Annotated in this window: 13 protein-coding genes; 12 read left to right on the forward strand and 1 reads right to left on the reverse strand. The window is 65.5% G+C overall.

The features are described from left to right. The first annotated feature begins 164 nt into the window (after positions 1-164). The 12 genes from queA to lnt all read left to right on the forward strand — a co-directional run bounded on the left by queA (position 165) and on the right by lnt (position 12,171). A complete protein-coding gene (gene queA, locus CCA01S_RS13015) occupies positions 165-1,223 on the forward strand; it encodes a tRNA preQ1(34) S-adenosylmethionine ribosyltransferase-isomerase QueA (protein WP_066459216.1) in 1,059 nt (352 codons plus the stop codon). After that, the gene (gene tgt / locus CCA01S_RS13020) at positions 1,220-2,356 is read left to right on the forward strand and encodes a tRNA guanosine(34) transglycosylase Tgt (RefSeq protein ID WP_066459217.1); all 1,137 of its coding nucleotides are present in this window, start codon (positions 1,220-1,222) and stop codon (positions 2,354-2,356) included. The genes queA and tgt overlap by 4 nt, the downstream gene beginning before the upstream one ends. 147 nt (positions 2,357-2,503) lie before the next feature. Further along, complete coding sequence (yajC, locus tag CCA01S_RS13025; RefSeq protein WP_066459218.1) at positions 2,504-2,848, forward strand: preprotein translocase subunit YajC; 345 nt, start codon at positions 2,504-2,506, stop codon at positions 2,846-2,848. A gap of 67 nt (positions 2,849-2,915) precedes the next feature. Beyond that, positions 2,916-4,787: a protein translocase subunit SecD gene (gene secD / locus CCA01S_RS13030; RefSeq protein ID WP_066459219.1), complete on the forward strand. Its 1,872-nt coding sequence runs from the start codon at positions 2,916-2,918 to the stop codon at positions 4,785-4,787. A gap of 12 nt (positions 4,788-4,799) precedes the next feature. Further along, on the forward strand, positions 4,800-5,738 hold the full coding sequence (gene secF / locus CCA01S_RS13035; protein ID WP_066459223.1) for a protein translocase subunit SecF: 939 nt from the start codon (positions 4,800-4,802) through the stop codon (positions 5,736-5,738). Between the two features lie 275 nt (positions 5,739-6,013). Continuing rightward, positions 6,014-6,307 carry a type II toxin-antitoxin system ParD family antitoxin gene (locus CCA01S_RS13040; protein WP_066459224.1) on the forward strand — a complete coding sequence of 98 codons (294 nt, stop codon included), beginning with the start codon at positions 6,014-6,016 and terminating at the stop codon, positions 6,305-6,307. After that, positions 6,268-6,588, forward strand: a complete 321-nt coding sequence (locus CCA01S_RS15370; RefSeq protein ID WP_084386754.1) for a type II toxin-antitoxin system RelE/ParE family toxin — start codon at positions 6,268-6,270, stop codon at positions 6,586-6,588. Before CCA01S_RS13040 ends, CCA01S_RS15370 begins: the two co-directional genes overlap by 40 nt. Before the next feature lie 183 nt (positions 6,589-6,771). Continuing rightward, a complete protein-coding gene (gene miaB, locus CCA01S_RS13045) occupies positions 6,772-8,136 on the forward strand; it encodes a tRNA (N6-isopentenyl adenosine(37)-C2)-methylthiotransferase MiaB (RefSeq protein ID WP_066459315.1) in 1,365 nt (454 codons plus the stop codon). After that, positions 8,133-9,152, forward strand: a complete 1,020-nt coding sequence (locus tag CCA01S_RS13050; RefSeq protein WP_066459225.1) for a PhoH family protein — start codon at positions 8,133-8,135, stop codon at positions 9,150-9,152. Before miaB ends, CCA01S_RS13050 begins: the two co-directional genes overlap by 4 nt. After that, entirely contained in the window at positions 9,142-9,627 is a 486-nt protein-coding gene (gene ybeY, locus CCA01S_RS13055; protein ID WP_066459227.1) for an rRNA maturation RNase YbeY, read from the forward strand. Before CCA01S_RS13050 ends, ybeY begins: the two co-directional genes overlap by 11 nt. Before the next feature lie 52 nt (positions 9,628-9,679). Then, positions 9,680-10,564 (forward strand): CorC family transporter, encoded by an 885-nt coding sequence (locus CCA01S_RS13060; protein ID WP_066459229.1) that lies wholly within the window; start codon positions 9,680-9,682, stop codon positions 10,562-10,564. Then, the gene (gene lnt / locus CCA01S_RS13065; RefSeq protein ID WP_066459231.1) at positions 10,561-12,171 is read left to right on the forward strand and encodes an apolipoprotein N-acyltransferase; all 1,611 of its coding nucleotides are present in this window, start codon (positions 10,561-10,563) and stop codon (positions 12,169-12,171) included. The genes CCA01S_RS13060 and lnt overlap by 4 nt, the downstream gene beginning before the upstream one ends. A gap of 96 nt (positions 12,172-12,267) precedes the next feature. Here lnt and CCA01S_RS13070 read toward each other — a convergent pair whose 3' ends face one another. After that, positions 12,268-15,162, reverse strand: coding sequence for a bifunctional diguanylate cyclase/phosphodiesterase (locus CCA01S_RS13070; RefSeq protein ID WP_084386756.1), 2,895 nt, complete (start codon positions 15,160-15,162; stop codon positions 12,268-12,270). Positions 15,163-15,267: the final 105 nt, after the last annotated feature.

The following is a 15,267-nucleotide window of genomic DNA, read 5'->3' on the forward strand; positions in this document are numbered from 1 at the left end:
CGGCACGCCGGTGCAGCGCAGAAGCCAACAGCCCAGCTGCTTAGAAACCGGCCGCTCAGCAACCCGGCAACCCGGCAACCCGGCAACCCAGCAACCCGGCAAGCATGCTACAAGCAGCGACTAAAATACCCTCCACCTTTCACCCCCCCTGGCGCCACGCCCCAATGTCCGACAACATCATCAACCAAGACCTGGACCTCTCCGACTTCGATTACCACCTGCCGCCCGAACTCATCGCCCAGCACCCCGCCGAGCGGCGCGACGCCAGCCGCCTGCTGCATCTGGATGCCACCGGCGGCTTGCACGACCGGCAGTTCACCGACCTGCCCGGCCTGCTGCGCCGAGGCGACCTGCTCGTCTTCAACAACACCCGCGTCATCAAGGCCCGCCTGCGCGGCCACAAAGCCAGCGGCGGCCAGGTGGAAGTACTCGTCGAGCGCATCACCGCAGCACAAAAAGCTCTGGCCCACGTGCGCGCCAGCAAATCGCCCAAGCCGGGCACCCGACTGCTGCTGGCCGACGGCGCCCTCGAAGTCGAAGTGCGCGGGCGCGAAGGTGAACTCTTCGAGATCGAATTCCCTGAGCCCGTGCTGGATGTGCTCGAGCGCCACGGCAGCGTGCCACTGCCGCCTTACATCACGCACGCCGCGGACAACGACGACGAATCGCGCTACCAGACCGTGTACGCCGAAACCCCGGGTGCCGTGGCCGCGCCCACCGCCGGCCTGCACTTCGACCAGGCCATGCTCGAACGCCTGAAAGCGCAGGGCATCGACCAGGCCTTCGTCACCCTGCACGTGGGCGCAGGCACCTTCCAGCCCGTGCGCGTGGAACACATCCGCGACCACCACATGCACGCCGAGCGCTACGTCGTGCCCGCCGAAACACTGCACAAGATTCACGACACCCGGGCCCGCGGCGGGCGCGTGGTCGCCGTGGGCACCACCAGCGTGCGCTCGCTCGAAGCGGCGGCACACGAAGGCGACGGCGTGCACACCACCGAAGGCGACACCCGCATCTTCATCACGCCTGGCTACCACTTCGTCCATGTGGATGCGCTCATCACCAATTTTCACCTGCCGCAATCCACCCTGCTCATGCTGGTGTCGGCGCTGGCCGGCATGGAGCCCATCCGCCGCGCCTATGCGCACGCCGTACAATCGCGCTACCGTTTCTTCAGCTATGGCGACGCCATGTTCATCGAGGCCGCCCAGACCCCATGACCGGATTGCAATTCGAACTGCTGCACACCGACGGCGCCGCCCGGCGCGGTCGCATCACCCTGAACCACGGGGTCGTGCAGACCCCCATCTTCATGCCCGTGGGCACCTACGGCAGCGTCAAGGCCATGCTGCCGCACGAGCTCGAAGACATTGGCGCGCAAATTGTGCTGGGCAACACCTTCCACCTGTGGCTGCGCCCCGGCACCGAGGTGCTCGACAAGCACGGCGGCCTGCACGGCTTCATGCAATGGAAGCGCCCGATCCTCACCGATTCGGGCGGCTTCCAGGTGTTCAGCCTGGACGGCATGCGCAAAATCACCGAAGAAGGCGTGCGCTTTGCCTCGCCCATCGACGGCTCGCGGCAGTTTCTCTCGCCCGAAGAATCCATGCGCATCCAGCGCAGCCTGAACTCCGACATCGTCATGGTGCTGGACGAGTGCACGCCCTACAAGATCGGCGAGCGCCCGGCCACGCATGAAGAAGCCGCCGCCTCGATGCGCATGTCGCTGCGCTGGGCGCGGCGCTCGCGCCAGGCGTTTCACGAACTGCAAAACCCCAACGCCCTGTTCGGCATCATCCAGGGCGGCATGTACGAAGACCTGCGCGACGAATCGCTCGCGGGCCTCACCGACATCGGCTTCGAGGGCTATGCCATTGGCGGGCTGTCGGTGGGCGAACCCAAGGAAGACATGCTGCGCGTGCTGGCGCACGTGACACCGCGCATGCCCACCCACGCCCCACGCTATCTGATGGGCGTGGGCACCCCCGAAGACCTGGTCGAGGGCGTGCGCCAGGGGGTGGACATGTTCGACTGCGTGATGCCCACGCGCAACGCCCGCAACGGCTGGCTCTTCACGCGCTACGGCGACGTCAAGATTCGCAATGCGCGCTACCGCGACGACACGCGCCCGCTGGACGATGGTTGCCACTGCCACACTTGCCAGCACTTCTCGCGCGCCTATCTGCACCACCTGCAGCGCGTGGGGGAAATTACCGGCGCGCGACTGAACACGCTGCACAACCTGCACTTCTACCTGAATCTGATGGCGGACATGCGCGCCGCCATCGAACAGAACCGCTTCGAGGCCTGGCGCGAGGCCTTTCTGCAAGACCGGGCGCGGGGCATCGAATAGGCCAACCTGCCCGACAGCCAAAAGCCGCCGGGACGTCCGTCAACGCACGCGACTGCCCACGGATACAGCGACAAGCTACAATCAAGAGTTAATCTGATTTATCCCATCCCGTCCTTTAACCCCACACCGAATTTTCCAGGAGCCTTCATGTCTGTCGTTGACACCCTGACCCTGATCCCGGCCCAGGCCGCCGCGGGCGAACCCAATGCGCTGATGAGCATGCTGCCCATCATCCTGATGTTCGTCATCCTGTACTTCCTGATGATCCGCCCGCAAATGAAGCGCCAGAAAGATCACAAGAAGATGGTGCAGGCCCTGGCCAAGGGCGACGAGGTGATCCTCTCGGGCGGCATGCTGGGCAAGATCAGCAAGGTCAGCGACAGCTACCTCACCCTCGAAATCGCCCAGGCCGGAGACAAGGCGGTCGAGGCCATCGTGCAGCGCAGCGCCGTCACGGCCGTCCTGCCCAAGGGCACGATCAAGTCGCTCTGATCCGCCCAATCCGGCGCCGCCCCTCGTGCGGCGCCCGGTCTTTTCAGCCCTCCCCTGTCGATCGACCATGAACCGCTACCCACTCTGGAAGTACCTCATCGTACTGGCCGCCCTCATCATCGGCGTGCTCTATACGTTGCCCAACCTGTATGGTGAATCCCCCGCCGTCCAGATTGCGGGCGCCAAGACATCGGTCAAGATCGATCAGGAAACGCTCGCGCGCGCCGACCAGATTCTCAGCCAGGATCACATCACGCCAACCGCCAGCTCCTTCGAGATGAACGGCCCGGTGGGCACGGTGCGCCTGCGCTTCGACTCCACCGACACACAGCTCAAGGCCAAGGACACGCTCGAAAAGGCGCTGAACACCGACCCCAAAAACCCGGATTACACGGTGGCCCTGAACCTGATGTCGGCCTCGCCCAACTGGCTGACCGCCCTGGGCGCCCACCCCATGTACCTGGGCCTCGACCTGCGCGGCGGGGTGCACTTCCTGCTGCAGGTCGATCTGCAGGGCGCGCTCAGCAGCCGCTACGACTCGATGGCGGGCGAAGCGCGCAGCACCTTGCGCGACAACAAGCTCAAGTTTGAAGACGTCGAACGCAACCAGCTCTCGGTGCGCGCCACCTTCGCCACGCAAGACGAACGCGACGCCGCCGCCGACGCGCTGCGCCGCGCCATGCCCGAAATGGTCTTCAGCAACGGCCAGTCGGGCACCACCTGGCTGCTGGACGGCAAGCTCAGCCCCACCGCCATCACTCAGGTGCAGGACAACGCCCTGAAACAAAACATCCAGACGCTGCACAACCGCATCAACGAACTGGGCGTGGCTGAACCGGTCATCCAGCAGCAGGGCGGCGACCGCATCGTGGTGCAGTTGCCGGGCGTGCAAGACGTTGCCAAGGCCAAAGAAATCCTCGGCCGCACGGCCACGCTCGAAATCCACATGGTGGACGACTCGCCGGCGGCCACGGCCGCCCTGCAGTCGGGCCGCGTGCCCTTCGGCCTGGTGAAATACACCGACCGCGACGGCCGCCCGCTGCTGCTGCGCCGCCAGGTCATCCTCACGGGTGAAAACCTGCAAGACGCCCAGCCAGGCCGCGACCAGCAGACCCAGCAGCCCACGGTCAACCTCACGCTCGATTCCAAGGGCGCGCGCATCTTCCGCGACGTCACGCGCGACAACATCGGCAAGCGCATGGCCATCGTGCTGTTTGAAAACGGCAAGGGCGAGGTCGTCACAGCCCCCGTCATCCGCTCGGAAATCCCTGGCGGGCAAGTGCAGATCTCCGGCAGCATGTCGGCCCAAGAAGCTGCCGACGTCGCCCTGCTGCTGCGCGCCGGCGCCCTGGCCGCCCCGATGCACATCATCGAAGAGCGCACCATCGGCCCGAGCCTGGGTGCCGCCAACATCAAGCAGGGCTTTGATTCCACGCTGTACGGCTTCACGGCAATCGCCATCTTCATCATCGTCTACTACCACCTGTTCGGCCTGTTCTCCACGCTGGGGCTGAGCTTCAACGTGCTGCTGTTGCTGGCCGTGCTCTCGATGCTGCAGGCCACGCTCACGCTGCCCGGCATCGCCGCCGTGGCGCTCACGCTGGGGATGGCCATCGACGCCAACGTGCTCATCAACGAACGCATCCGCGAAGAACTGCGATTAGGTTTGCCGCCGCAGCAGGCCATTCACCTGGGCTTCGACCGCGCCTGGGCAACCATTTTCGACTCCAACCTCACCAGCCTCATCGTGGGGATCGCCCTGCTCACCTTCGGCACGGGCCCGGTGCGCGGCTTCGCGGTGGTGCACTGCATCGGCATCCTCACCTCGATGTTCTCGTCGGTGGTGGGCGTGCGCGCCCTGGCCAACCTGTACTACGGCCGCAAGCGCAAGCTCAAGACGGTGTCGATCGGGCACGTCTGGAAACCCAATCAGGATTAACCAGGACTCATCATGGAATTTTTCCGTATCCACCGCACCATTCCGTTCATGCGGCATGCGCTGCTCCTGAACATCATCAGCCTGATCACGTTCCTCGCCGCCGTCTTTTTCATCGCCACCCGGGGCTTTCACCTGTCGATCGAATTCACCGGCGGCACGGTGATGGAGGTGCACTACGCCCAGACGGCGCCGGTCACGGACATCCGCACGGCCATCGACGCGCTGGGCTACAAAGACTTCCAGGTGCAGAACTTCGGCACCTCGCAAGACGTGATGATCCGCCTGCCGGTGCGCACCGACCAGGACACCAGCGCGCAAAGCCGCAGCGTGCTCTCGGCCCTGCAGGCGCAGCACGCCGACGTGCAGCTGCGTCGGGTCGAGTTCGTCGGCCCGCAGGTGGGGCAAGAGCTGCTGCATAACGGCCTCATGGCGCTGCTCTTCGTGGTCGTGGGCATCATGGTGTACCTGGCCATCCGCTTCGAATGGAAGCTGGCGGCCTCGTGCGCCATCGCCAACCTGCACGACGTGGTGATCATCCTGGGCTTTTTCGCCTTCTTCCAGTGGGAATTCTCACTCTCGGTGCTGGCCGGGGTGCTGGCCGTGCTGGGCTACTCGGTGAACGAATCCGTGGTGGTGATGGACCGTATCCGCGAAAATTTCCGCAAGCAGCGCAAGGCCTCGGTGCGCGAGATCATCAACGCATCGATCACGCAGAACATTTCCCGTACCGTCATCACCCACGGCTCCACACAGATGATGGTGCTGTCGATGTTCTTCTTCGGCGGCCCCACCCTGCACAACTTCTCGCTGGCCCTGACCATCGGCATCTGGTTCGGCATCTACTCCTCCGTGTTCGTGGCCGCCGCCCTGGCCATGTGGATGGGCATCAAGCGCGAAGACCTGCTGGTCAAGCACGTCAAAAAAGAAGGCGCCGACGTGGAATTGGGATAAAACAGGACACAAAAGAGCCCCTGCGGGCTCTTTTGTGCCTGTTTTATCCGAGCGGCCTACAGGCCGCGAGGTGGGGAAAAGCATCTCAAGCCAAGAAAACCCTCACACAAGAAAAGCCCCTGCGGGCTCTTTTGTGCCTGTTTTATCTGAGCGGCCCGCAGGCCGCGAGGTGGGGAAAGGCGCCGCAGCCCAGGACAGCCCTCGGCCTCCCCATTGACATCTCGCAGTGCAACGCATTTAATAACTATTAATACCCCCCTCAAAGAAAACCTGCCATGCCCACCAGCGTCGCACTCAGCCCCTACTTCGAAAATTTCGTTCGCCAGCAGGTCGAGTCAGGCCGCTTCAACAACGTCAGCGAAGTCGTCCGTGCGGGCCTGCGCCTCCTGGAAATCCAAGAGGCACAGCACGCCGCGCTACGCGAAGCAATCGCGCAGGGCATCGCCAGTGGGCCTGGCATTTCTGCCGATGATGTCTTCCAGCAGCTAGAAGCAAAATACCAACTCATGACTGCCCAAAAAGACACCTCATGCGCCTGGAATTCTCTCCACGAGCCATCCTCGACCTAGAAACCATCGGCGACTACATCGCTCAGGACAGCCCACCACAATCGGTTCGGTTCATCGCGCAACTGCGCGGCCAGTGCCAAAAGATCGTCGCGTCACCCAAAGGATATCGCCTGCGCCCTGAATGTGGCCCGCAGGTTCGCTCCTGCGCGCACGGACACTACGTCATCTACTTCACGATAGAGGCGAAAACCGTGCGCATCGTGCGCATACTGCACGGTGCCATGGATGCAGGCAGCCGGTTCGGAGATACAAAACCGCAGCCGAGCGGCGATATCCAGTAAAATGGTCAATTCTCCATTTTTTGCCGCCCCCGGGATATAAACCCGCCCCGGCGCTTTGCCATGCAAGAAAACTCTGTGCGCCGCCCTGGCGTCATCCCCGCCTCCCGCGAATCCGCCGAGCACCTGAAAGACCAGGCCTGGCGCCAGGCGCAGGACGAGACCCTGGCCGATCTGCTCAAGCCCATGCAGCCGGGCGAACACAAAAAGCTCTATATCCGCACCTTCGGCTGCCAGATGAACGAGTACGACTCTGAAAAGATGGTCGATATCCTGCGCGCGACCAAAGGGGTCGAGCTCACCGACACGCCCGACGACGCTGACATCATCCTGTTCAACACCTGTTCGGTGCGCGAAAAAGCACAGGAAAAGGTGTTCTCCGACCTGGGTCGCGTGCAGCACCTGAAGCAGGCCAAGCCCGATCTGGTCATCGGCGTGGGCGGCTGTGTCGCCAGCCAGGAAGGCGAAGCCATCGTACGCCGTGCCCCGTACGTGGACGTGGTCTTCGGCCCGCAGACCCTGCACCGCCTGCCCGAACTCATCGACCGGCGCCGCGCCACGGGCCGTTCGCAGGTGGACATCTCCTTTCCGCTCATCGAGAAATTCGACGCTCTGCCCCCGGCCCGCGTCGAAGGCCCGACCGCCTTCGTCTCCATCATGGAAGGCTGCAGCAAATATTGCAGCTTCTGCGTCGTGCCCTACACGCGCGGCGCCGAAGTCTCCCGGCCCTTTGATGACGTGCTCACCGAAATCGCCGACCTCGCCGACCAGGGCGTGCGCGAAGTCACGCTGCTGGGGCAGAACGTCAACGCCTACCGTGGCCCCACGGGCGAATCCGGCGAAATCGCCGACTTCGCCATGCTGCTCGACTACGTACACGACATCCCCGGCATCGAGCGCATCCGCTACACCACCTCGCATCCCAAAGAGATGACGGCGCGCCTCATCGAGGCCCATGGGCGCCTGCCCAAGCTGGTGCCCTTCCTGCACCTGCCCGTGCAGGCGGGCAGCGACCGCATCCTGGCCGCCATGAAGCGCGGCTACACCGCGCTGGAATACAAGTCCATCATCCGCCGCCTGAAGGCCGCGCGCCCCGACATCACCCTGTCGTCCGACTTCATCATCGGCTTTCCGGGTGAAACCGAAGAAGACTTCCAGAAAACCATGGATCTCGTCCGCTTCGTGGGCTTTGACCAATCCTTCTCCTTCGTCTATTCCAAGCGCCCTGGCACCCCGGCGGCCGACCTGGACGACCCCACGCCGCACGCAGAAAAGCTCGACCGCCTGCACCGCCTGCAGACGCTCATCAACGAGCAGGCCGCCGCCTACAGCCAGGCCATGGTGGGCAGCGTCCAGCGCCTGCTGGTCGAAGGCCCATCCAAGCGCGACCCCGCCGACATGAAGGGACGCACCGAAAACAACCGCATCGTCAACTTCGCCGGTCAGCCGCGGCTCATCGGCCAGATGGTGGACGTGCGCATCACCGAAGCCATGGCCAACACCCTGCGCGGCGAAATCGTCACACGCGTCACCGACCGGGTCGGCGCATGAGCACGACACGCTCCACCACTGCCGGCAAACGTCCCCATACCCTGCAACTGGTCGGCGGCAACCAGCAGCTGGCCAATCTGTGCGGACCGCTGGACGAAAACCTGCGCCAGATCGCCCAGGCCTTCGACGTCACCATCAGCCGCCGGGGCAACCGCTTCAGCTGCCGCGGCGAACGCGCCCCCGAGGCCGCCCAGGCCCTGCGCTGGTTCCACGAACGCAGCGCCCACGCGCCCCTGTCGCTCGACGCCCTGCAGCTGGGCCTGGTCGAACTGAGCAACCGCGGCACGGCGGCGCCCGCCCAACAGGCGCCGCACCACGCCCTGCCCGACCTGCCCCCGGTGGACGAAGACGGCATCGTGCTGCGCACGCGCAAGTCCGATCTGCGGCCCCGCACACCGCACCAGCGCGAATACCTCAGCGCCATCCTCAAGCACGACGTCACTTTCGGTGTCGGGCCCGCGGGCACCGGCAAGACCTGGCTCGCCGTGGCCTGCGCCATCGACGCGCTGGAGCGCGAATCCGTCTCGCGCCTGGTGCTCACCCGTCCGGCGGTCGAGGCGGGCGAGCGCCTGGGTTTTCTGCCCGGCGACCTGGTGCAAAAGGTAGACCCCTACCTGCGCCCGCTCTACGACGCCCTCTACGACCTGCTGGGCTTCGAAAAGACCCAGCGCCTGTTCGACAAGCAGACCATCGAGATCGCGCCGCTGGCCTACATGCGCGGGCGCACGCTCAACCACGCCTTCATCATCCTCGACGAAGCGCAAAACACCACGCCCGAGCAGATGAAGATGTTTCTCACCCGCATCGGCTTTGGCAGCAAGGCGGTCATCAACGGCGACCCCTCGCAGGTCGATCTGCCCAAGGGGCACCAAAGCGGCCTGCTGCACGCGCTGGACGTGCTCGACGGAGTGGTCGGCATCGCCCAGACACGCTTTACCAGCCGCGACGTGGTGCGCCACCCGCTGGTCGGGCGCATCGTCGATGCCTACGAACAGGCAGGCGACCATGTATCCTGATTTCTCACTCAGCATCCAGTACGCCGTCGCCGCCCCGCAGCTGCCGCGCTGGCGCCTGCGCCGCTGGGTGGGACGCGCGCTCGAACAGGCCCTGGCGGCCCCCGACCCGCGTGCCGGTCAGCCGGTGGCGCTCACCCTGCGCATCGTCGATGCCGACGAAGGCCGCAGCCTGAACGCCGCCTGGCGGCAGAAAGACTACGCCACCAACGTCCTCACCTTCGAGTACGGAGCCGACCCCTCGGGCCTCATCAGCGGCGACCTCGTGCTCTGCCTGCCGGTACTCGAACGCGAGGCGGCCGAGCAAGGCAAGCCACTGCTGCACCACGCTGCCCACCTGGTCACGCACGGCGTGCTGCACGCGCTGGGCTACGACCACATCGAAATCGACGAAGCTGAACGCATGGAGACCCTGGAAACCGCCATCCTCGCGGCGCAGGGCATCCCCGACCCCTACCGGGCCGAGGGCGCCGCCTAAGCGCGCCGTTTTATCGGTTATGCTACAGAATCCCTCACTCGTCCTTCGGACAATGCCAGACCCTCACTCTTCCGACTCAGAACCCCGACCTGCTCAGGCGGCGTCCAGCTCTTTCTTCTCCCGCATCAAGTCCCTGCTGCGGCCCGCCGCCCCCACAGACCGCGAAGGCATCCGTGCCGTGCTCGAAGCCGCCCACGATCATTCCGTGCTCGACGGCGAATCGTATGCCATGATTTCCGGAGCCCTCGAAGTGGCCGACAAGACCGTGGCCGACATCATGGTCTCGCGCTCGCGCATGGATCTTCTCGACATCGCGCAGCCGCTCACCGAACTCATGCCCATCATCACCGAAACCGGACACTCCCGGTTTCCGGTCTACGAGGGCGACCGCGACAACATCATCGGCGTGCTGCTGGCCAAAGACCTGCTGCTCACCCTCTCCGACCACGCGCTGGACATCCGCGCGCTGCTGCGTCCCCCGGTGTTCATCCCCGAATCCAAGCGCCTGAACGAACTGCTGCACGAGTTTCGTGTCAGCCGCAACCACCTGGCGGTGGTCATCGACGAGCACGGCGGCATCTGCGGCCTGGTCACCATGGAAGACGTGCTCGAACAGATCGTCGGCGACATCGAAGACGAATTCGACGACGAAGACGAAAAAACCATCTTCCGCACTGGCGACAACAGCTGGCGCGCCATGGGCACCACCGAGATCGACGACTTCAACGAAGCCTTCCAGGTGCAGCTGCCCGACGAAGACTACGACACCCTCAACGGCTGGCTGGCCGCCGAACTGGGCCACATCCCGCGGCGCGGCGAACGCTTCGAAAGCCAGGGTCTGGCCTTCACCGTGGTGGGCGCCGACGGCAAGCGCGCACGCTGGCTGCACGTGCAGCGGCTCGCCGCCATACCATCCACCACCGAACAGCACGGATGACCCGCCCCTCGCCCACCTGGCTCTGGGTGCTCGTCGCCGGCGCCATCGAGGCCCTGTGCTTTGCGCCGGGCCCCCTGCCCGCCTGGGTGCTGCCCTTTGCCCAGATCGGCGCGCTGTCCGTGCTGGCCGCCTCGACCTGGCGCGCCACGGGGCCGCGCCAGGCGGCATTCTACGGCTGGCTGTTCGGCCTGGCCCAGTTCACCGTCGGCGTGTACTGGCTCACCATCAGCATGCACGAATTCGGCGGGCTCTCTTTGTGGCTGGCCAGCGCCGCTTTGCTGCTCTTTGCCGCCTGCATGGCACTGTACGGCGCGGCGGCCTGCGCGCTCAGCGCCTGGCTGAGCGCCGCCCACAAGAACCCGGAACAGCGCGCCGCGCGCCAAGTGCTCAACGCCGTCACCTGGGCCAGCGCCTGGACGCTGTTCGAGTGGCTGCGCGGCACCCTGTTCACCGGCTTCACCTGGCTGAACATCGGCTACGCGCACGCGGAAGGCATGTTCGCCGCCTGGGCCCCCGTCGTGGGCGTCTACGGCCTGGCCTGGCTGGCCGCCTTCGCGGCGGCCACGATCGGCCTCATGGCCCGGGCCAAAGACACTCCCTACGACCGCAGCGCGGCCGCCGGCATCGCCCTGACGCTGCTGGCGGGCCTGGCCGGCATCGCCGCCACCCACCTGTCCTGGTCGCAACCCGACGGCACTCCACTGCTGGTTCGCCTGGTACAGCCCGCCACGCCGCAGGCCGAAAAATTCGATCCCGCACGCTTCCTGCAGGCACAGGAACACGCTCGCCGCCTGGCCGGGCTGGCCGCCAAGAGTCCCGCAGACCAGCCCAGCCTGGTCATCCTGCCCGAAACCGTGGTGCCCATCTTCCAGGACGAAATCCCCGCGCCGGTCTGGCAGCCCTGGCTGGATCTCGCCCAGCGGATGAACGCCGCCATCGTCCTGGGACTGCCCCTGCACACCCAGCGCGATGGCGGCAACCAGTACACCAACAGCGCCACCGTCCTCTATCCCGGCGATACCCGCCCTCCCCTGGTGCCCGAGCGCTGGCACTACGACAAGCACCATCTGGTGCCATTCGGCGAATTCATCCCGCCGGGCTTTCGCTGGTTCGTGCACGCCCTGCAAATCCCCCTGGGGGACTTCAACCGCGGCGCGCTGCGCCAGGCCCCCTTGTCGCTGGACGGGCAGGCCCTGGCCATCGACATCTGCTATGAAGACACGTTCGGCGAGGCAATCGCCGCCTCGGTGGCGCCGGACGCCTCGGGCGCGCCGGGGGCCAGCATCCTTGTCAACCTGAGCAATCTGGCCTGGTTCGGCAATACCTGGGCTTTGCGCCAGCACTTGTGGATGGCCCGCATGCGCGCGCTGGAAACCGCCCGGCCCATGCTGCGCGCCACCAATACGGGCACGACCGCCGCCATCGCCCCCGACGGCGCGGTGCTCGGCGCGCTCGACCCGGCCATCCCCGGCGTGCTGGACGTCGAGGTACAGGGCATGACCGGCCTGAGCCCCTATGTGCGCTGGGGCAATCTGCCGGTGCTGGTCTGGAGCGTGCTGGGGCTGCTGCTGGCTGCGCGCCGCCGTCGCCCCGCAGGCCCCGACTGAAACCCAGACCGAAGCCCGGATTCAAACCCCGACCGGAACCCTGACTGACGCCCGGTGCGCAGCCGGGCGGCCTGTCCGCTCAGCCTCCGGAGCACATCACAGGCGCGGCCCCGCCGGGTCTTGCAAACGCTGCTCGAACTGTTGCTGGTCGAGCGGCTCGCCCAGCCAGTAGCCCTGCCCCGCGTCGCAGCCCATTGCGCGCAGCAGCTCGTACTGCGCCTGGCTGGTGATGCCCTCGGCCACGACGCGCATGCCCAGGCGGTGCACCAGCCCCACGATGGCTTCGCATACCAGTCGGGCCTGTTCGCTGGTGAGCACTTCTTCGGTGATGCTGCGCTCGAGCTTGAGCGTCTCGAACAGCAGGTGGCGGGTGGCCAGCAAGGCGGGCATTCCCACCGAGGCCGCCCCCACACTGAAGCGCATGCCCAGCTCGTGCAGTTGCTGCAGGCGCTCGCGCACCATGGGGCTGAGGCTGACCAGCAGCTGCTCGTTGAATTCGAGCGACAGACTGTCGGCCGGCAGGTTGAGCACTTCCAGCTGCCCCAGTACCGTCTCCAGGCCGGATTGCGCCAGGCCAAACTGCCCCGGCGAGACGTTGACGGTGAGACGCAGGCCGGGAGCCAGCGCCTGGCGCCAGTGCGCCAACTGCAAGATGGCCTCGTGGAACACCCAGTCGCCCAGGGGCCGGATCAGCTGCCGCTCTTCGGCAAACGGGATGAAGTCCATCGGTGCGATCACCCCGTAGTCGGGGTGCCGCCAGCGCAGCAGCACTTCGGCCTTGATGATCTTCTTGCTGCTGAAATCGTAGATGGGCTGGTACAGCAGAAAAAACTGCCCCGCTTCCAGCGCCTGGGGCAGGCTCACCAGCAGATCGTGCTGCATGTCCGAGCGCTCGCGGATCGACTCGTCGAAATAGCGGTAGCCATCCCGGCCCGCGGCCTTGGCCTCGTACATGGCCATGTCTACGTGGCGCATCAGGGTCTCGGCGGAATCGGCGTCTTCCGGATAGCGGGCCACCCCGAGGCTGGCGGACACTTTGATGAGATTGCCCGCCAGCTGGTAGGGCTCGGTGATGCCGTCGAGAATGCGCTGGCACAGGGCATCGAGCGCCGCGCGCGTGGCGCCCCCCATGATGAGGATGACGAATTCGTCCCCGCCCAGGCGCGCCACAAAGTGCACGGACGGATCGGTGCAGTGCTGCAGGCGCTGGGCGACTTCGACCAGCAGCCGGTCGCCCATGGCGTGGCCCAGGGAATCGTTGACCTCTTTGAAGAGATCGAGATCGAGAAACAGCAGAGCCAGCGAACGCTGGCGCTGGTTGGCCTCTTCGACGGCGTTTTTCAGGCGCTCGTTGAAATACTGGCGGTTGGGCAGGTCGGTGAGCGGGTCGTGGTGGGCCTGGTTCCAGATGGCGGCCTCGACCTGCTTTTTCTGCGTGATGTCGCTGAGCATCGCCACCCGGCAATTGACAGAACCGTCGTGGTTCCAGGCGGTATCCAGCACCGCCCGCTGGGCGTAGTCTTCGCCCGACTTGCGCTGCAGCCAGTACTCGCCCTCCCAGCGCCCCTTGGTGTTGATGGCATGCCACATCTCGTCGTAGAAGTCGCGGTTGTGGCGCCCCGGCTTGAGCAACGGCAGCAGTTCGCCCACCACTTCGTCGGGCCAATAGCCCGTGACGCGCGAATACGCCGGATTGACGTCGATGATGACCCCGGTGGCGTCAGTGAGCACGATGGCTTCGCTGCTGTTTTCATAGGCAATGGCGGCCAGCTGCGCCGAGGACTCCGCCTGCTTGCTCTCGGTGATGTCCTGCACGAGGCCGATGGTGGACATCTGCTCGCCCTCGCCCACCAGTGTGATGAACACCTCGATGTCCAGCAAAGAGCCATCTTTGCGCCGCCCGCGGCGCTCGAAGCGCACCGTGCCGTCCTTGCGTTTCTGGCCCACTTTGAGGGCCTCGTCCACGAGGTAGCGCTCGCGCGGGGCGATCACCGACAGCAGGGACAAATGCCCCGTCATTTCGTCGGGCCGGTAGCCGAAGATCTCGGCCATCTTGGGGCTGACGAAGCTGAAGCGGTCGCGCGCCAGCAGGAAAATACCGACGATGGCGTTGGCCGCGAGCCCCTGGAAGATGATCTCCGAGCGTTCGAGCCCTTCGCGGTCGGAGCGCATCTGGCTCAAGAGGGTCTGCATGCGGGTCGTGCGCGCATTGAAGGCCTGGGCGATATCGTTGAGTTCGCCCACCCCGCCGCCGTCAGCCACCTGCGTCACCATGTCGCCGCGCAGCAGCTCTCTGGCGGCACGGTGCACACGCTGCAAGGGGTGCAGCACGCGATAGTGGACAAAGAGGAAAGCCCCCAACAGCAGCAGGAGGTCGGCCAGCACGATACCAAAGAGCCAGGCCATCGCCTGATCTTTGCTCTGGCGCAGCTGGGGCATCAGCGCGTTCAGGGCGGCATTGAGCGAGCCCAGCAGCGTGGCGGCGTCATCGGCGATCCATTGTCGCTGCACGGTGTGCGGCAGGTCGCGCGCGTCGGCGGGCGCCTCGTTGCGCGAATACGAGTCGAGCATGACCGCCTGCAGGCGCCCGCGCAGCACCACCCAGTCACGGTGGATCTTGGGCAGGAACTTGCGCACCTCCGGCTGGGTGATGGCCGCCAGTTCACGGTCATCGACCACGCCGCCCTGGTCGAAGGCCTGCAAAGAGCGATCCATGGCGTCGATTTCTTTACTGAGCTGGCCGGTCTGGAAGACGCCGCCATCGGACAGGCGCATGGCCCGCACGGCCAGCTGCTGGCTGGTGGTGCGCATGCCGTCGAGCAAGGAGGACTGGTCGAGCGCGGTCTCATAGCGCGCCATCAGGGAATACACCAGCACCGCGTTGCCCAGCACGAACGTGAGCATGAGCACGTAGAACACGGCAGACAGCGCGCCCAGCCGGAATCGCGGGCGGACTGCAAGGGTGGCTGCATTCGGAGAAGGTGCTTGCATGCAATCCTGATGTCAGAAGGCGGCAGGCAACGACGCGGACGACACTGCCTGCTGGCCGTCGGTCTCCTGCCATCAGGCATGTTACCGGATATGGCTACCCCGGCA

This window comes from Castellaniella caeni NBRC 101664 (assembly GCF_001592225.1).
In the GTDB taxonomy this organism is placed as follows: Bacteria; Pseudomonadota; Gammaproteobacteria; order Burkholderiales; family Burkholderiaceae_B; genus Castellaniella; species Castellaniella caeni.